This window comes from uncultured Parasphingorhabdus sp. (assembly GCF_963677535.2).
In the GTDB taxonomy this organism is placed as follows: Bacteria; Pseudomonadota; Alphaproteobacteria; order Sphingomonadales; family Sphingomonadaceae; genus Parasphingorhabdus.
In genome coordinates this window covers 185429-202271 of record NZ_CAXXUT010000001.1, presented here as the reverse complement: position 1 = coordinate 202271, position 16843 = coordinate 185429, and the positions used below count along the sequence as shown (strand labels likewise).

The window sequence follows — 16843 nt, the reverse complement described above, 5'->3', positions numbered from 1 at the left end:
CTAGGCGTCGGCCTTGCGCGCCTGACGGCGTTTGAACGACTTTGCACCATTGTTCCAGTGCTTCGGTCCGTCGCTCTTCGCAGCCGAACCCGGGCCACCACGACCTGAACCGCCGCCACCCGGACGTCCCTTGCGGGAGCTATGCTTGTTTTTCGGTGGTCCGCTGCGCGTCGGTTTTGCGCCATATTTCTTGGGCTTCTGACCGTATATCCGCGGCGCAACTTCTTCGCGTGGTGGTTCGTCATAGCCTTCTGGCAGAGCGATCACCTCCGGCTTCACACCGGTCAACTTGACCACATCGCGCAGGAACTGGCGCTCGTCGGGTGCGACCAGCGAATAGGAAATGCCGCTCGCCCCTGCCCGCGCCGTCCGGCCAATACGGTGAACATATTGTTCCGACACATTGGGCATATCGAAGTTGATCACATGGGAAACACCGTCGACATCAATACCGCGCGCGGCAATATCGGTGGCAACAAGAATGTTGATTTTGCCCTTTTTGAAGTCACCCAGGGCGCGCTCGCGCTGAGGCTGGCTCTTGTTGCCGTGGATCGCGGCAGAATGGATCCCGACCGCCATCAGATTCTTCACAACCTTGTCGGCGCCATGTTTGGTCTGGGTGAAGACCAGCATATGGTCGGGATTCTCCTTGTTGATGAAATCCTTCAGCAAACGCTGTTTGTCGTCCTGGTTGATATAGGTGACCTTCTGGTCGACCCGCTCGGCGGTCGTCGACTGCGGCGCAACAGACACCTGTACAGGGTTGGTCAGAAACTGGTCGGCCAGTTGCGAGATCGTCTTCGGCATGGTCGCCGAAAAGAACAGGCTCTGGCGCTGTTTGGGCAGCAACGGCACAATTTTCTTCAGCGGTACGATGAAGCCGAGGTCCAGCATCTGGTCGGCTTCGTCGAGCACCAGAATTTCGACCTTGCTGAGATTCAGATAGCGCTGGTCGACCAGGTCAAGCAGACGGCCGGGCGTTGCCACCAATACGTCGACGCCGCGTTCGAGCACGCGTTTCTGCCGGTTGATCGGCACGCCGCCAAAAGCCGAGGTCACGTAAATGCCCAGGCCCTTGGAATAGCCGATCATACTGTCGGCAATCTGGCGGGCCAGCTCCCGGGTCGGCGCGAGCACCAGCATCCGGCATTCAAAGCGGCCGGCACGTTTCTTGTTGTTCAGCAAATGATGGATCGACGGCAGCGAGAACGCGGCGGTCTTGCCGGTTCCGGTCTGCGCGATGCCGAGAATGTCCTTGCCTTCCAGCGCCGGGGGAATGGCTTGCTGCTGGATCGGGGACGGAGTTGTGTAGCCGCCTTCGGCCACGCGTTGTTGAATAGGTTCCGCCAGTGCGAAATCAGAAAATTTGGTCAATTGTATATACCTTGTAATAGCAGCAAGTGTCCAGCGCACAGCATGGAAGCTATACGCGTGTTCGCCGTCTGTTAAGACGACCCGCGTGATCAGGCTGCCGGAAAGAAAGAAGCAATGAAGGCGATAGGTTCGAGATGATCTTGCCACCTCTCACGCAGAACTTCCGCCAGACGGTCAATCGATATTGCCGCCCTTGCTGCGATGCAACATAGGTGGTTCCGCGATTAAGTCAAGCGTTGTGATGATCTGGTTCGGCCATATTGCCGATTTCGTGGCGATGGTGCGGGCAACACGGGGCCCGCAACGACCGGTCAGAAACAGTCGACTGGTTCGCTGGCCGCGACGACACTCACGCAAACGCCTTCCGGCGAAGCTCGTCGATATACCCCCCGGCGAAGATCTCAAGCTGCTCGGGATCAGCGGGCAAGCCCCCCTGTTCATCCGATGCGCCGCCAAGTTCGTCGCGGCTGTTGACCCGCGGAAAGGGTTCCGGCGGAACGGGCACGTCCAAGAAATCGCACAAGGGTTCCCATCCGTCCTTCGGATGGAATACGAGCAAACGGTCGGACGGAATATTATTGATCACCTCCTCGTTATACGAGCGGTACCAGTCAGCCATCCATGCGGGATCATTCATATGCTCGCCAAATTGCCGCAAATAGGTGCCTTGCAGCATCTGCAGCAGGTCGCTGCCTTCAAGAGAAGCGAGCATGCGCTGGGAATTGATCGTCTCGTTGCAGGACTCAACCCAGGCATCAGCATCCCGCACGGTCAGCACGACCTTCGCTTCCGGATAGAATGCGGCCAGCTCGCGCCAGTAGACACAGGCCGGATTATCGGTAACAGAGCTATACCCGGCAAAAATGCTGTCCCAGTCCGGCTTGCCGTCGACCACATTCTGCCACAGCGGGATAGTGCGCCGGGCGTTCCGGAACACTTCAACCATATGGTAGCAGGGACCGTAACCAATATGCTCTAGCGCAAATTTCATCGAAAAGGTCGCCGTTCTACCCGGTCCGGCACCAATCACTTTCAATGACATATAATCCCCCGATCTTGCCACCCCTCGATAGCGTTATGAGGTTAATGTCGCGCGATTGCAAACCGGAAAATCACGTGGCTTCTACAGGAATTAAACGACCCCGGAGCGTTCGCTTGGCGCGACTGGTGATTTCACCACAGTTCCGGCTTGATGCTATAGGCATAGTGTCTAGAGTGGCGGGCATGACAACCCGCCAATGATAGCGGAAATCTTTCAGCGAGATGGATGAAATTATGCGCCACCTGATTCTCTCCGCCATGACCCTGGCAGCCTTCACAATCTGTCCAGCCGCCGCGCAGGAAACAGCGGCTCCGGAGAAGCCTGCACTGGAGATCGGCGCGGGCGGGCGGCCGGTTGGAGCGATCTGGTCACGCAGCCCGGTCCATGCCCAGCATGGCATGGCGGCGACGGCCCATCCGCTGGCCAGCCAGATCGCCATCGACATTCTCAAGAAAGGCGGCTCCGCGGTCGATGCGGCGATTGCGGCCAATGCGGCGCTGGGCCTGATGGAGCCGACTGGCAACGGCATTGGCGGTGATCTGTTCGCGATCATCTGGGATCCGGAGACGCAGAAACTCTATGGCCTGAACGGCTCCGGCAAAAGCCCCATGGGGACCAGCTACAAACAGTTTATCAAGCAGCTCAAAGGCCGCAAGACCATACCGCCATTCGGCCCGATGCCGGTCACCGTTCCCGGCACCGTCGATGCCTGGTTCGAAATGCACGGCAAGTTCGGCAAGCTGAGCATGGCCGATATCCTTGCGCCGACCATATCCTATGCCAACGAGGGCCATCCGGTCGCGCCGGTAATCGGTCATTATCTCGAACGCAATCTGGAACGGTTTGAACAAAGCCTCGATATGATCGGTGATTTCGACAATGCGCGGGCCACCTATTTCAAACAAGGCGCACCCAAGGCCGGCGAGATTTTCAAAAACCCCGATCTCGGCAATACGTTGAGCAAAATCGCCGCCGGAGGGCGTGATGCCTTCTACAAGGGCGACATTGCCAAGACCATCGACAGCTATTTCAAGCGGATTGGCGGCAATCTCCGCTACGAGGATTTTGCCGCGCACAGCAGCCTGTGGGTCGAACCCGGCTGCGTTTCCTATCGCAAAGGCTATGAACTGTGTGAACTGCCGCCCAATTCGCAGGGCTTCGCGGCGCTGCAGATGGCGAATATCCTGAAAAATGTCGATCTCGCCCAATGGCCGCGCGGCAGCGCCGAGGTGCTGCATTATATTACCGAAGCCAAACGGCTGGCCTTTGAAGATGTCGCGCGCTTCTACGCCGATCCGGAGGCCTCCCCTGCCCCGCTGGAATGGCTGCTGTCGGATGATTATGGCAAAGAGCGCTTTGCGCTGATCGACCCGGCAAAAGCCACGGCAGAATTCGGCCCGGGCGAGCCCAAGCTGGAAGGCGAAGGCGACACAACCTATCTCACCGTTGCCGACAAGGACGGCATGATGGTCTCGCTGATCCAGTCCAACTATCGCGGCATGGGCAGCGGTCTCGTTGCCGACGGGCTCGGCTTCATGTTTCAGGACCGCGGCGAGCTCTATTCGCTCGATGCCGGTCATCCCAATGCCTATGCGCCCGGCAAGCGGCCGTTCCAGACGATCATCCCGGCCTTCATGAAGAAGGATGGAAAACCCTTCATGTCTTTTGGCCTGATGGGCGGCGGCATGCAGCCGCAGGGCTATGTCCAGGTGATGATCAACCTGGTCGATTATGAGATGAACCTGCAGGAAGCCGGCGACGCCGCGCGCCTCAACCATGACGGCGGCCGCCAGCCGACCGACGATCTGGCGGGAACCGGCGCCGATCTTCTGGGTATAGTCCATGTCGAGCCGGGCATTTCGCCAGAAACCGTCGAACGGCTCCAAGCCATGGGCCATATCGTCAAAACCGTTGACGACGGAATCATGTTTGGTGGTTATCAGGCGATCAGCCGGGATCCGGAAAGCGGTGTCTATACCGGTGCGACGGAGATGCGGAAAGACGGTCAGGCGATCGGTTACTGACGGCGGCGCGAGATCGGTGCGAAAGGAAATTTTCAAGGGAATGACAATGTACAAGAAACGACTGACGATCCTGCTGCCTCTATTGACGATGGGCTATCCCGCCGCCGCACAGATGGAGAATTTCAAGACCGGACCGGTATTCGAGACATTCGGGCCGACCGCACCGGTCCAGCAGAGCGAGCCCGTTTCCGCCGAAACCCGTTTTGCCATAGCCTTTGACGTGTCAGCGGCGGCCGAACCGGACAAGATCAACCGCACGATTGAAAGCGCCGCCCGCTTCATCAACATGCATGTCGCCGCCGGCGTTCCGCAGGAAAATATCCGTCTTGCCATCGTCGTCCATGGCGGTGCGTCCTTCGATCTCACCAGCCAGGAATTTTTCGGGGCGCACAAGGATGGCAGAACCAATGCCAGCGCCGCCGCCATCGCCCGGTTGCAGCAACATGGTGTAGAATTTTATCTCTGCGGCCAGAGCGCGGCCGCCCATGGCATCAGCATTGCCGACCTGCTGCCGGGCGTAAAAATGTCCCTGTCCGCGATGACCGCCCATGCCTTGCTGCAACAGCAGGGCTATAGCATCAATCCTTTCTGAAACGGCATCACACGCCTCATGCTGAAGGTCGCAAGCTATAATATTCACAAGGGCATCGGTACGGACCGCCGGCGCAATCCGGGCCGTATCATCGATGTCCTGAACGAGATAGACGCCGATATCATCGCGCTACAGGAGGCGGATCGCCGCTTTGGAGCACGCGCCGCCGCGATACCGGAGAAGTTGCTGGAAATGCACAGCGACTATCGCGCGATTCCGCTCGACGTGCAGACCGATTCGATGGGCTGGCACGGCAATGCGATACTTGTCCGCAATTCCGCCGAAGTGATTGCGCATGATATCATGCACATCCCCTGTCTCGAACCGCGCGGGGCGATCATGGCGCATTGTGAACTGGCGGGCCAGCAACTCGCGGTTTTCGGCATGCATCTCGATCTGTCCGGACTGTGGCGCCGGCGGCAAGCCGCAGCCATCATCAAGCTCGCACAGGAAAAGGAACGCGAGGTGCCGGTGGTGCTGATGGGGGATCTCAACGAATGGAGCGCAGCCGGCGGTTGCCTGAAGGATTTCGGCAAGGCGTTCGATATGGTCGATTGCGGGCGCAGCTTTCATTCACGCAGCCCGATTGCCACGCTCGACCGGATCATGCATTCCGGCAGTTTCGACTGCACCACCGCCGGCGTGCATGACAGTCCGGCGGCGCGCAAAGCCTCCGATCATCTGCCCGTCTGGGCCAATCTCATGCGCGGCTAGGCGCCTGGCCGGGAAAGTTTTCCGGCCTACGTAACTCTACCTATATTGCCGGACACGACTGGCTGGTAGCGCCATTCCCACACAACGGGGAAGGACGTTATGGACAGTTTACTAGGGAAAGCCGGCGGATGGCTGGCGCTCGTATTTTTATCATTCATTGCCATGGTAATGGCCGCCGATGGCGGCTTCGCCGTACATATGGGCATTATCATGACCGCCTGCCTGATCGCGCTATGGGTGACGATCAGCAAGGCTGATTATGCCGCCATCGGGCGCGGGATATTAAGGGCGCCCGCTGATCCCGGGAAATATGATGATGATCCGGTCCGCTGGGGCGTTATTGCTACCCTGTTCTGGGGCATGGCCGGCTTTGCCGTCGGTCTGTATATCGCCCTGCAACTGGCCTTTCCCGTGCTCAATCTGGGGCTGGAATATACCACCTTCGGACGCCTGCGTCCGCTCCACACCTCTGCCGTTATTTTCGCTTTCGGAGGCAATGCGCTGATTGCGACGAGCTTTTACGTCGTCCAGCGCACCTGCAGGGCGAGGCTGGCCTTCCCCCGCCTCGCCCGTTTCGTTTTCTGGGGCTACCAGCTGTTCATCGTGCTGGCCGCCACCGGCTATCTGATGGGCGTCACCCAGTCGCGGGAATATGCCGAGCCGGAATGGTATGTCGATCTCTGGCTGACCATCGTCTGGGTCAGCTATGCGGTTGTCTATATCGGCACCATCGTCAAACGGTCCGAGCCGCATATTTATGTCGCCAACTGGTTTTTCCTCAGCTTCATCCTGACCGTCGCCATGCTGCACGTGGTCAATGGCCTGACCATGCCGGTCAGCCTGCTCGGCGCGAAAAGCTATAGCGCTTTCTCCGGGGTCCAGGATGCGCTCACCCAATGGTGGTACGGCCATAATGCGGTCGGATTTTTCCTGACCGCGGGCTTCCTCGGCATGATGTATTATTTCGTGCCGAAACAGGCGGAACGACCGGTCTACAGCTACCGTCTGTCGATCATCCACTTCTGGTCGCTGATCTTCCTCTATATCTGGGCTGGTCCGCACCATCTCCACTATACCGCGCTGCCCGACTGGGCGCAGACGCTGGGCATGGTTTTCTCAATCGTCCTGTGGATGCCGAGCTGGGGCGGCATGATCAACGGCTTGATGACACTGAACGGCGCCTGGGACAAGATCCGCACCGATCCGATCATCCGGATGATGGTCCTTGCCCTCGCCTTTTACGGCATGAGCACCTTCGAGGGCCCGATGATGTCGATCAAGGCCGTCAACAGCCTGTCGCATTATACCGACTGGACCATCGGCCATGTGCACAGCGGTGCGCTCGGCTGGAACGGCATGATCACCTTTGCCGCGCTCTATTACATGGTGCCGCGCCTCTGGGGCCATCCGCGCCTGTACAGCCTGCGCATGGTGAACTGGCATTTCTGGCTCGCGACCATCGGCATCGTTCTCTACGCCGCCTCGATGTGGGTTGCCGGCATCATGCAGGGTCTGATGTGGCGCGAATATGGCGACGACGGCTATCTCGTCTACGCCTTCAGCGAAGTCGTCTCGGCGATGTTCCCGATGTATATGATCCGCGCAACCGGCGGCCTGCTCTATCTCGCTGGCGCTGTTGTCATGGTCTACAACGTCTGGATGACTCTTGCCGGCCGGGTCCGGGACGAAAAGCCCATGACCCAAACGCCTTATGACGAAGCCGCCGACAAGCCGCTGGTCGCGGCACCGGCAGAGTGAGGGAGACAGAAACATGACCACACTCACGCAAAAGCACAAAAAGATCGAGCGCAACATCACGCTGCTGGCGGTTCTGGCGCTGGTAACGGTGATGATCGGCGGCATTGTCGAGATCGCGCCGCTGTTCTGGATCGACAATACGGTCGAGGAAGTTGAAGGTGTGCGCCCCTATACGCCGCTCGAGCAGGCGGGCCGCAATATCTACGTCCGCGAAGGCTGCTATACCTGTCACAGCCAGATGATCCGGCCGTTCCGGGACGAGGTCGAACGCTATGGCCATTATTCGCTGGCAGCAGAATCGATGTATGACCATCCGTTCCAGTGGGGATCCAAACGCACCGGACCGGATCTGGCCAGGGTGGGCGGCCGCTATTCGGACGAATGGCATGTCCAGCATCTGAAAGACCCGCGCGCCGTGGTGCCGGAATCGATCATGCCGCCTTATGCCTTTCTCGCCGAGAAAGAGCTGGAACCCGGTGACATGAGCGCCCATCTGCGCGCCCTGACCCGGGTCGGCGTTCCCTATAGCGAAGAGGCAATCGAGAAGGCCAATGAAGATCTGCTGACCCAGGCCGACCCGATGGCAAGTTCGGCAGAGTTCGAAAAGCGCTATCCCAAGGTGCAGATCCGCGACTTTGACGGCAACCCCGACAAGCTGACGGAAATGGACGCACTGGTGGCCTATCTGCAGATGATCGGCACGTTGGTCGACTTCGAGGCGGGCGAAGCACAGGAGCAGGCCCGATGAACTATGAAGCGCTGCGCCATTTCGCCGACAGCTGGGGCCTGCTGTTCATGACCCTGGTGTTTCTGACGCTGGTGGGATGGACTTTCCGCCCGGGAGCCGGCCGCAACCACGAAGAAGCCGCCCATATGATTTTTGACGAGGACAAAACAGATGTCTGAGAACAAACGCGTCGACAAACCAACCGGCACCGAAACCGTCGGACACGAATGGGATGGTATCGAGGAACTCGACACACCGATGCCGCGCTGGTGGCTGTGGACCCTGTACGCCACAATCATATGGGCGATTGGCTATGTCATCCTCTACCCCGCAATCCCGATGGTCAATTCGGCCAGCGAAGGCCTGCTCGGCTGGAGCAGCCGCGGCGAATATGCACAGGCCGTTTCGGCTCGCGAACGGGAACTCGAGCCGATCCGGCAGGCGCTGGTATCGACCGATATCCGCAAGCTGCACGGCAGTCCGGAACTGATGCAACAGGCCGTCGAAGGCGGCAGGTCGGCATTCAAGGTCCACTGCGTCCAGTGTCACGGTTCCGGTGCTGCCGGTTCGGCGGGCTATCCCAATCTGAACGACGACGACTGGCTGTGGGGCGGCGATCTGGAAGCCATAGAATACACGCTGATCCACGGCATTCGTAACCCGGACCACGAACAGACGCGCTTCTCGCAAATGCCGGCCTTCGGACGTGACGGCATATTGCAGCCGGGCGAAATCCAGGATCTGGTTTCCCATGTCCGCGTCCTCGCGGGCCGGGAGAAGCAGAGCGCTGCGGCCACCCGCGGAGCGATGCTGTTCGAAGCGAATTGCGCGATCTGCCACGGCTCCGATGGGACCGGCGACCGCACGCAGGGCGCGCCCAATCTGACCGATGCGATCAGTCTCTATGGTCTCGACCGCGCGTCGCTGACCAACACGATCACCAACAGCCGTTACGGCGTGATGCCGCGCTGGGGACAGCGACTGGATAGCGCGACGATCCGTATGCTGGCGGCCTATGTCTACTCGCTTGGTGGCGGTGAAAAGCTGCCGGCGCTAGAGGCAACGGCGACAACACCGGTCGAAAGTGACGGTGATGAGCAGTCCTGACGAAGTTCTCGATCCCGAGCTGAAACTCTATGAGTCACGCAAGAGTGTCTTTCCCAAGGCGGTTAACGGCAAATTCCGGCAACTGAAATGGGTGATCATGGCGATCACCCTCGCCATCTATTATATCACGCCCTGGATCCGCTGGGATCGCGGACCTTACGCCCCCGACCAGGCCGTGCTGGTCGATCTGGCCAACCGGCGCTTCTACATGTTCGGCATCGAGATCTGGCCGCATGAATTTTATTATGTCGCCGGCATGCTGGTGATGGCGGGCATCGGGCTGTTCTTGGTCACCTCGGCCGTCGGCCGCGCCTGGTGCGGCTATTCCTGCCCGCAAACCGTCTGGACCGACCTGTTTCAGCATGTCGAGCGCGCCATCGACGGCGATCGCAACGCCCAGTTCAAGCTGCAGGACGCGCCCTGGGGACCAAAGAAAATCGGCAAGCGCCTGGCAAAATGGTCGGTCTGGCTGTTCATCGCCTTCTGGACCGGTGGTGCCTGGATCATGTATTTTGCCGATGCGCCCACGCTGGTCGTCGACTTCTGGACCGGTGAGGCCGCCTTTGTCGCTTATGCCACGGTCGGCGTGCTCACCCTCACCACCTTCATCTTCGGTGGCTTCATGCGCGAGCAGGTGTGCATCTACATGTGCCCCTGGCCGCGCATTCAGACCGCAATGATGGACGAAAAATCGCTGACCGTCACCTATAAGGAATGGCGCGGCGAACCACGCGGCAGCGTGAAAAAGGCAGAGGCCCAGCCGGGCAGCTTTGGCGACTGCATTGACTGCAACCAGTGCGTCGCGGTCTGCCCGACCGGTATCGACATTCGCGAGGGGCCGCAAATCGGCTGCATCACCTGCGCCTTGTGCATCGACGCCTGCGATTCCGTGATGGAGAAGGTCAACCGCCCGCGCGGCCTGATCGACTATGCCACGCTGGAAGACGCCGAACTGGAAAAAGCCGGCAAGGCCCATAATCCGGTGCTCAAGACCTTGTTCCGGCCGCGCACGCTCCTCTATTTCTCGATCTGGGGCGCGATCGGACTGGCGATGCTGTTCGCGGTCGGCAACCGGACGCGCATCGATATCAGCGCCAATCACGACCGCAACCCGGTCTATGTCCAGCTGGCCGACGGCCATGTCCGCAACAGCTATACGATCAATCTGCGCAATATGGAGAACCGCCCGCGCGACATGGTCATCGGCATGACCGAGCTCAAGGGCGCGGTGATGTGGTCCAACGCCGGATCCCGCGACGGTGCGGGCAAGACCCTGGTCACCAAGGTTCCCGCCGACAGCGTCGCGCGACTGCGCCTCTTTGTTGCGGCGCCAGGCGAAGGTCCGGTGCGGGAAGACTTTGCCCTGACCGTGACCGCAGCGGATGATGCCGAAGCGAACGATATTGACGAAGTATTTTTCGAACGACCGGAGACAGGCGAATGAGCGGGCAAGAAAGCGTGACGAAAAAATTTACCGGCTATCACGCCACCGCGATGATCGTCGCCTTTTTTGCGGTGGTGGTGGGCGTGAACCTGTTCATGGCGCGATCAGCCCTTTCGACGTTCAGCGGCACGATCGTCGATAACAGCTATGTCGCCAGCCAGAAATATAACGAATGGCTGGAGCAGGCCAGAAAGCAGCAAGCGCACGGCTGGACCGTATCCCCGGCCGTCCGGCAGGAAGACAGGGCCAGCCTCACCGTCAGCAGCGCTGATGGAACGCCCCTGCAGGGTGCTACAATTACCGCCCTTGCGGAGCATCCTGTCGGCCGTACCGATCCTTTTGAAATCGACTTTTTCCAGAGCGCTGCCGGAGATTATCGCAGCGTCCAGCCGCTTCCGGAAGGTCGCTGGAAAATGAAGATCATCATCTCACGGGGTGACGACGATATGCGTGTGGTGCGGGATATCCGATGAACGCGATCACGCCCCTCGGCGACGCCCAGGCGCAAGCGGTCATTTCGCGCTTCGCTGTACCGGCGATCCGCTGCGCCGGGTGCATAGCGAAGATCGAGAACGGTCTGAACGGCGAACCGGGCATCCTCTCGTCACGGGTCAATTTTTCGACCAAGCAAGTCGCCATTTCGCATCTGCCCGAGCTGGCTGAAGACCAGCTGAAGCAGAAAATCGAGGCGCTCGGGTTCGAAGCCCAGATTCTCGCCGACAATCCCCTCTCCGAGGAGAAGGGCAGCACCGACAAACTGATCCGCGCGCTCGCTGTCGCCGGTTTCGGTATGATGAATATCATGCTGCTGTCGGTCAGCGTCTGGTCCGGTGCGACCGGCGTGACCCGTGATCTGTTCCACTGGCTGTCCGCCCTGATTGCCGTTCCGGTGATCGCGTATTCGGGCCGCCCGTTTTTTGCATCGGCAGCAATGGCGCTGCGCTACGGCCGGACCAATATGGATGTGCCAATCTCGATCGGCATTTTGCTGGCCACTGGCCTGAGCCTGTACGAGACCGCTACCGGCGGTGCCCACGCCTATTTCGACGGCGCGGTCATGCTGCTGTTCTTCCTGCTCGCCGGGCGGGTTCTGGACGGCATGATGCGCGATCGCGCGCGCGAAGGTATCGGCGCGTTGCTGAAACAGACGGCCCCGGGCGCGATGGTGCTGATGGATGACGGGTCGACCCAATGGGTGGCCACCAGGGACCTGCGTCCGGGCATGCGGATGATGGTCGCAGCTGGTAGCAATCTTGCCGCCGACGGGGTGATCGAGAAAGGAAGCAGCAGCTTTGACTGCTCGCTGATGACCGGCGAGAGCGAAGCGCAGCCGAAAGGCGAAGGAGACCTGGTGCTGGCTGGCACATTGAATCTGTCTTCACCCGTGGTCGTACGGGTCACGGCCACCGGCGAGGACACCAGCCTGTCGGACATTGCCCGATTGATGGATGAAGCCGGTCAACACCGCTCCTTCTATGTGCGCATTGCCGACCGCGCCGCGCGCTATTATGCGCCTGCGGTCCACAGCCTCGCGCTGCTCGCCTTTGCCTATTGGATGATTGTCGGCGCCGGCTGGCACCAGTCGCTGCTCATTGCGGTCGCCGTGCTGATCATCACCTGCCCCTGTGCGCTAGGGCTCGCGGTACCGGCAGCGCAAGTCGTCGCCTCGGGTGCTCTACTGCGCAAGGGCGTGATGGTGAAGGACGGGAGCGCGCTGGAGCGTCTGGCAGAAGCCGATTATGCACTGTTCGACAAGACCGGCACGTTGACACTGGGTCATCCGGTGCCGGTCAATCTCGATGATCTGAGCCTCAACCAGAAGCAAATTGCCCTCGCTCTCGCCCAGGCCAGCCATCACCCGATCAGCAAAGCAATACGCACGGCCTTGCAGGCGGAAAACATCATTCCGGCCAGGCTGGACGATGTGGAGGAAGTGCCGGGTGAAGGCATGAAGGCGCGCTGGGACGGCCGGCCGGTGATGCTCGGGAAACCAGAGAAATCCGCGGATCATCTGTCCAGCCAGCTAAGCGTGGGTAGCGACACAGTGATCCTCCATCTGAAGGATGATATCCGGCCGGACGCAGCGGCTGCGCTGGCGAGACTGCAAGCCCTCGGACTGCCCGCCTCGATAATTTCCGGTGACAATATCGGCTCCGTTTCACGTGTTGCAGATGCGCTGGGCCTAGCAGCTAAGGCCGGGGTTTCGCCACAGGACAAGGTCGAAGCGATCACGCGGCTGTCCGACAGCGGCCACAAGGTGCTGATGGTCGGTGACGGGCTGAACGACGGCCCTGCCCTCGCTGCGGCCCATGTCTCGATTGCGCCGGGCTCGGCCAGCGACGTCGGCCAGCAGGCCGCCGATGCGGTCTTCACCAGCGCTTCGCTGATGCCGGTAGCGCTGTCGGTAACGGTGGCGCGCCGGACCATGCAGATCGTCCACCAGAATTTTGCTTTGGCTATCGGCTATAATATCATCGCCGTACCATTGGCGCTGACCGGGATGGTGACGCCGCTGATCGCCGCCATCGCCATGTCCTTGTCCTCCCTGATCGTCGTCGGCAACGCCCTGCGTCTGTACGGCTCAGCAAAATGAGTGGCTTGGCGATCCTGATTCCGGTGGCTCTATTGATGGGGCTATGCGGTCTGGGCTTTTTCTTCTGGGCGATGCGCAACGACCAGTTCGAGGATCTGGACGGCGCGGCGCAGCGGGTGCTGATCGACGAGGAAGACGAGCCATCATGATAGGCCGCATCAGGATATCCCGATTGAGCCGCTATGCGATTATCGCCATCGCCTTGCCGATGGCCGCTACGCCGCTGGCGGCCAGTCCGGAGGTGATGACAATCAAACTATGTTCTGCCGATGGAACCGTGCGCGATATTTCCATTCCCGTGAAGCGGGACAATGGCGACAAGGATTGCGCGCAGCCCTGCCACGCCTGCCTTTCGCGCAAAAAAAATTCGAAAAGCTGAACTCAGCTATCGACCGGAGGGTCGTGATCCTCGATGCGTTCGGCCGCAAAACCGATCCGCAAGGCTTCGGCCAGACTGCGCACCCGCAGTTTTTCCATCATGTTGGCGCGATAGATTTCAACCGTTCGCGGCGAGATGCCGAGATCATAGGCAATGGTCTTGTTGGGCAGTCCGGCCAATAGGCCATTGAGCACATCCCGTTCCCTTCCGGTCAGGCAGGCCAGCCTGACATTCGCTTCGGAAGCCGCCATTTCCTTCAGATCTCTGTCTGCCAGCCGCACGAACGCCTCTTCCATAGCGGCGATCAGAGCTTCTTTCTCATAGGGCTTTTCGAGAAAGTTGACCGCTCCGGCCCGCATCGCCTGAACCGCAATTTCGATATCACCATGGCCGGTGAGAATCACCACCGGCATGTCGATGCCGTCCTTGATCATCTGCTGCTGCACCTGCAGCCCGTCCATTTCCGGCATGCGCACATCCAGCAAAACACAGCCTCGCTGTGCGCCTTTTGCCATTTTCAGAAAGGCAACGCCGGACTCGACCGGTTCGACCTTGAACCCGGCGTGCCGCAACATGAATGCCGCCGACCGCCGGACGGAATCATCATCATCGACAATATAGACCAGCCGCTCACTGCTCATCATTCTGCTCCCGTTCCGCTTTTTCCAATGTGATCCGGAAGATCGTTCCGCCTTCCGGATTGGGTTCCACAGTAATGGTTCCGCCATGCGCCTCGATGATTGTCCGGCAGATCGAAAGTCCCAGTCCCATACCGGTTCCCTTGGTGCTGGCAAAGGGGTCGAAAATCCGTTCTCCCAGTTCCTCGTCAATGCCGGACCCGCTATCCGATACGGCAATTTCGAGCCGCGCGTCGTCGATGGACCGAACGCCGATATGCAGTTTTTTCTCGGCGCTGTCGGTCATTGCCTCGATGCCGTTGCGCATCAGATTGACCATCACCTGCTGAATCTGCACGCGATCGGCAAACACATAACTGGTGTCCGGCGCGATATCGATGGAGAATTTCACGCCCCGTTCCTGCGCGCCGATCATGCCCAATACGGTCGCATCTTCCACCACCTGGGAAATCGACAAGATCCGCCGGTTGATCTCCCCGCGCGAGACAAATTCCCGCAGCCGCCGGACGATCGTACCGGCGCGCAGGCTCTCGGACACGCTTTCCTGCAGCGCCTCGAGGAAAAACTCCCGGTTCTCGGTCAGATCGCCATCCATCATGTCGCGCGCGGCCGACAGATAATTGGCTATCGCGGTCAATGGCTGGTTGATTTCATGCGCCAGAGAGGATGCGAGAGTTCCTACCGCGCTGAGCCGCGAGGCATGGGCCAGATCCTGCTGCAGCGACTGCAACTCCGCCTCGGTCTGGGTTTTTTCGGTCAGATCGATGATGAAGCCGGTGAAATACCGTTCGTCGCCGATTTTCGCTTCGCCGACTTCCAGTTGCAGCGGGAAGGTCGTGCCGTCTTTCCGGCATCCGACGACTGTCCGGCCGATGCCGATTATCCGCTTCTCTTCCGTTTCGAGATAGCGTTCGATATAGCCGTCATGCGCCGCCCGATAGGGTTCGGGCATCAGCAGCTTGACATTCTGCCCGATGATCTCTTGCTGTTCATAGCCAAACATTTTTTCAGCCGTTGCACTGAACGAACTGATCATTCCGGCCTCGTCAATCACCACCATAGCGTCGGGGATCGTCGTCAGGATCGATCGCAAGATCGAATTGGCCTGATCCAGCTTGCTTTTCGTGTTCCGCAGCGCTGTCACGTCTTGGAATGTGACCATCACGGCATCTATCTCGCCCTGCGGACTGGACAGACCAGCGATATTGCATTCCGCATATATCCGCCGGCCGTCCGGCAGTTGCAGCGACACGTCGAACGGGTCGACGGTGCTGGAAGCAAACGCGCTATCCATCCGGCTTTCGAACAGCGGGCGGTGGTCCGGTGCCACACAGGCGGCAGGCGCACCATCCGGCAGATCTGCAAGGCTGGACACACCGAATATCTTCAGCCCGACCGCGCTGCAATTGATAGGCTGCAGGTTGCGATCGACTATCATGACGAAATGCGGGAAGGCGGACAGGACAATATCCGGATGGAATGCCCGGTCCGTGCCTTGAACGATCGTTTCGCGCACTTGCTTTGTCTTTCCCCTGTCCGTCCGGTCGCCGATTGCGAGCGGTCGGACCCTACACAAGATGCGCGCATTGCCATAAGGAAATTTGAATTGTCAGTGGCGGGAGAAGAACACATTCAGTGTGACACAACCAGCGGGACGGGACTGTTCTTGAAAAGACTGCGCGTGACTCCGCCGAACAGAAACTCGCGAGCGCGGCTATGGCCATAAGCCCCCATCACCAGATAGTCCGCATTTCTTTTTTGCGCTTCTGCCAGTAAAGTGGCTTCCACAGAATCCCTGCCCGGCGGGGGGCTGTGAATTTCGGATTTGATGCCATGATAGGCCAGATATTCCGACGCCGCGAGCTGTGGCAGATCGTGATCCTTGTCCTCCTCGACGGTCAGGATATGGACATCGCTCGACATTTTGAGCAACGGCACGGCGGCGCGCAGGGCGTTCCCGGCTTCGAAACTCCCGTTCCAGGCGACAAGCGCTGGACCGCAGGCATCAAATTTCTGCACATTGTCCGGCTGCACCACGACCGGCGTTGTCGTGTTGAGGAGAACATCGCCCAATATGCCTAGCGGCAACGCATTTTCCTTGTTGCCTCCGGCCGAACTCAGGACGATGATATCGACCAGCGCGGAATTTTTCGACAGGCCGCGGGACGGATCAACATATTCCTCACGATAATCCCAGGACACATCCTCTCCCGCCAAACGCTTCTCGATCTCGGCGCGAAGCTTCCGGTCCTGCTCGCGGGTCATTTCGCTGACATCATACATCACCGACATGCCGGTTACGCCGTCAAAGGCGACCTGTGAACTGTAGGGATTGGCGCGCAGACAGTGGAGATGGCCACCGAGCGAACGGGTCAGATCAAGTGCCGCCTGAAGCCGGGCCTCCAGCCCTGCATCATCGGCAATATATAGCAGCACGGATTTCATAATCGG

General features: G+C 59.6%; 17 protein-coding genes. 12 read left to right on the top strand and 5 right to left on the bottom strand.

The features are described from left to right. Both ACHZCJ_RS01060 and ACHZCJ_RS01055 read right to left on the bottom strand, forming a co-directional pair. Positions 1–1374: a DEAD/DEAH box helicase gene (locus ACHZCJ_RS01060; protein WP_321323132.1), complete on the bottom strand. Its 1374-nt coding sequence runs from the start codon at positions 1372–1374 to the stop codon at positions 1–3. A 349-nt stretch (positions 1375–1723) separates the two neighbouring features. Then, positions 1724–2416 carry a sulfotransferase gene (locus ACHZCJ_RS01055; RefSeq protein WP_321323130.1) on the bottom strand — a complete coding sequence of 231 codons (693 nt, stop codon included), beginning with the start codon at positions 2414–2416 and terminating at the stop codon, positions 1724–1726. Positions 2417–2649: 233 nt separating this feature from the next. Between ACHZCJ_RS01055 and ggt the strand changes: the two genes are divergently transcribed. The 12 genes from ggt (at position 2650) to ACHZCJ_RS00995 (ending at position 13754) form a co-directional block, all read left to right on the top strand. After that, complete coding sequence (gene ggt, locus ACHZCJ_RS01050; RefSeq protein ID WP_321323128.1) at positions 2650–4440, top strand: gamma-glutamyltransferase; 1791 nt, start codon at positions 2650–2652, stop codon at positions 4438–4440. Positions 4441–4486: 46 nt separating this feature from the next. After that, positions 4487–5032 (top strand): DsrE family protein, encoded by a 546-nt coding sequence (locus ACHZCJ_RS01045; protein ID WP_159643580.1) that lies wholly within the window; start codon positions 4487–4489, stop codon positions 5030–5032. 18 nt (positions 5033–5050) lie between these two features. Then, on the top strand, positions 5051–5746 hold the full coding sequence (locus ACHZCJ_RS01040; RefSeq protein ID WP_321323126.1) for an endonuclease/exonuclease/phosphatase family protein: 696 nt from the start codon (positions 5051–5053) through the stop codon (positions 5744–5746). 99 nt (positions 5747–5845) lie between these two features. Beyond that, on the top strand, positions 5846–7504 hold the full coding sequence (gene ccoN, locus ACHZCJ_RS01035) for a cytochrome-c oxidase, cbb3-type subunit I (protein ID WP_321323124.1): 1659 nt from the start codon (positions 5846–5848) through the stop codon (positions 7502–7504). Between the two features lie 13 nt (positions 7505–7517). Then, positions 7518–8252 (top strand): cytochrome-c oxidase, cbb3-type subunit II, encoded by a 735-nt coding sequence (gene ccoO / locus ACHZCJ_RS01030; RefSeq protein WP_159643586.1) that lies wholly within the window; start codon positions 7518–7520, stop codon positions 8250–8252. Then, positions 8249–8410, top strand: coding sequence for a cbb3-type cytochrome c oxidase subunit 3 (locus ACHZCJ_RS01025; protein WP_159643588.1), 162 nt, complete (start codon positions 8249–8251; stop codon positions 8408–8410). The genes ccoO and ACHZCJ_RS01025 overlap by 4 nt, the downstream gene beginning before the upstream one ends. Next, positions 8403–9338, top strand: coding sequence for a cytochrome-c oxidase, cbb3-type subunit III (ccoP, locus tag ACHZCJ_RS01020; protein WP_321323119.1), 936 nt, complete (start codon positions 8403–8405; stop codon positions 9336–9338). The genes ACHZCJ_RS01025 and ccoP overlap by 8 nt, the downstream gene beginning before the upstream one ends. Then, positions 9325–10782, top strand: a complete 1458-nt coding sequence (gene ccoG, locus ACHZCJ_RS01015) for a cytochrome c oxidase accessory protein CcoG (RefSeq protein ID WP_321323115.1) — start codon at positions 9325–9327, stop codon at positions 10780–10782. The genes ccoP and ccoG overlap by 14 nt, the downstream gene beginning before the upstream one ends. Further along, entirely contained in the window at positions 10779–11255 is a 477-nt protein-coding gene (locus ACHZCJ_RS01010; RefSeq protein ID WP_321323112.1) for a FixH family protein, read from the top strand. Before ccoG ends, ACHZCJ_RS01010 begins: the two co-directional genes overlap by 4 nt. Then, complete coding sequence (locus ACHZCJ_RS01005) at positions 11252–13375, top strand: heavy metal translocating P-type ATPase (protein ID WP_321323109.1); 2124 nt, start codon at positions 11252–11254, stop codon at positions 13373–13375. Before ACHZCJ_RS01010 ends, ACHZCJ_RS01005 begins: the two co-directional genes overlap by 4 nt. Then, complete coding sequence (ccoS, locus tag ACHZCJ_RS01000; RefSeq protein WP_159643599.1) at positions 13372–13524, top strand: cbb3-type cytochrome oxidase assembly protein CcoS; 153 nt, start codon at positions 13372–13374, stop codon at positions 13522–13524. The genes ACHZCJ_RS01005 and ccoS overlap by 4 nt, the downstream gene beginning before the upstream one ends. After that, positions 13521–13754, top strand: a complete 234-nt coding sequence (locus ACHZCJ_RS00995; RefSeq protein ID WP_321323106.1) for a hypothetical protein — start codon at positions 13521–13523, stop codon at positions 13752–13754. Before ccoS ends, ACHZCJ_RS00995 begins: the two co-directional genes overlap by 4 nt. A 2-nt stretch (positions 13755–13756) precedes the next feature. Here ACHZCJ_RS00995 and ACHZCJ_RS00990 read toward each other — a convergent pair whose 3' ends face one another. The 3 genes from ACHZCJ_RS00990 to ACHZCJ_RS00980 form a co-directional block, all read right to left on the bottom strand. Next, a complete protein-coding gene (locus ACHZCJ_RS00990; protein WP_159647934.1) occupies positions 13757–14395 on the bottom strand; it encodes a response regulator transcription factor in 639 nt (212 codons plus the stop codon). Beyond that, positions 14385–15908 (bottom strand): PAS domain S-box protein, encoded by a 1524-nt coding sequence (locus ACHZCJ_RS00985; RefSeq protein ID WP_159643604.1) that lies wholly within the window; start codon positions 15906–15908, stop codon positions 14385–14387. The genes ACHZCJ_RS00990 and ACHZCJ_RS00985 overlap by 11 nt, the downstream gene beginning before the upstream one ends. Positions 15909–16024: 116 nt before the next feature. Then, positions 16025–16837, bottom strand: coding sequence for a universal stress protein (locus ACHZCJ_RS00980; RefSeq protein WP_159643606.1), 813 nt, complete (start codon positions 16835–16837; stop codon positions 16025–16027). Between the last annotated feature and the right edge of the window lie 6 nt (positions 16838–16843).

What these genes read in the sequence shown, in the direction of transcription:
- ccoP (WP_321323119.1), top strand. Translation starts at nt 8,403, where the DNA reads ATGTCTGAGAACAAACGCGTCGACAAACCAACCGGCACCGAAACCGTC.
- ccoS (WP_159643599.1), top strand. Translation starts at nt 13,372, where the DNA reads ATGAGTGGCTTGGCGATCCTGATTCCGGTGGCTCTATTGATGGGGCTA.
- ACHZCJ_RS00980 (WP_159643606.1), bottom strand. Translation starts at nt 16,837, where the DNA reads ATGAAATCCGTGCTGCTATATATTGCCGATGATGCAGGGCTGGAGGCC.
- ggt (WP_321323128.1), top strand. Translation starts at nt 2,650, where the DNA reads ATGCGCCACCTGATTCTCTCCGCCATGACCCTGGCAGCCTTCACAATC.
- ACHZCJ_RS01005 (WP_321323109.1), top strand. Translation starts at nt 11,252, where the DNA reads ATGAACGCGATCACGCCCCTCGGCGACGCCCAGGCGCAAGCGGTCATT.
- ACHZCJ_RS01055 (WP_321323130.1), bottom strand. Translation starts at nt 2,416, where the DNA reads ATGTCATTGAAAGTGATTGGTGCCGGACCGGGTAGAACGGCGACCTTT.
- ccoN (WP_321323124.1), top strand. Translation starts at nt 5,846, where the DNA reads ATGGACAGTTTACTAGGGAAAGCCGGCGGATGGCTGGCGCTCGTATTT.
- ccoG (WP_321323115.1), top strand. Translation starts at nt 9,325, where the DNA reads ATGAGCAGTCCTGACGAAGTTCTCGATCCCGAGCTGAAACTCTATGAG.
- ACHZCJ_RS01010 (WP_321323112.1), top strand. Translation starts at nt 10,779, where the DNA reads ATGAGCGGGCAAGAAAGCGTGACGAAAAAATTTACCGGCTATCACGCC.
- ccoO (WP_159643586.1), top strand. Translation starts at nt 7,518, where the DNA reads ATGACCACACTCACGCAAAAGCACAAAAAGATCGAGCGCAACATCACG.
- ACHZCJ_RS01045 (WP_159643580.1), top strand. Translation starts at nt 4,487, where the DNA reads ATGTACAAGAAACGACTGACGATCCTGCTGCCTCTATTGACGATGGGC.
- ACHZCJ_RS00995 (WP_321323106.1), top strand. Translation starts at nt 13,521, where the DNA reads ATGATAGGCCGCATCAGGATATCCCGATTGAGCCGCTATGCGATTATC.
- ACHZCJ_RS00990 (WP_159647934.1), bottom strand. Translation starts at nt 14,395, where the DNA reads ATGAGCAGTGAGCGGCTGGTCTATATTGTCGATGATGATGATTCCGTC.
- ACHZCJ_RS01040 (WP_321323126.1), top strand. Translation starts at nt 5,051, where the DNA reads ATGCTGAAGGTCGCAAGCTATAATATTCACAAGGGCATCGGTACGGAC.
- ACHZCJ_RS01025 (WP_159643588.1), top strand. Translation starts at nt 8,249, where the DNA reads ATGAACTATGAAGCGCTGCGCCATTTCGCCGACAGCTGGGGCCTGCTG.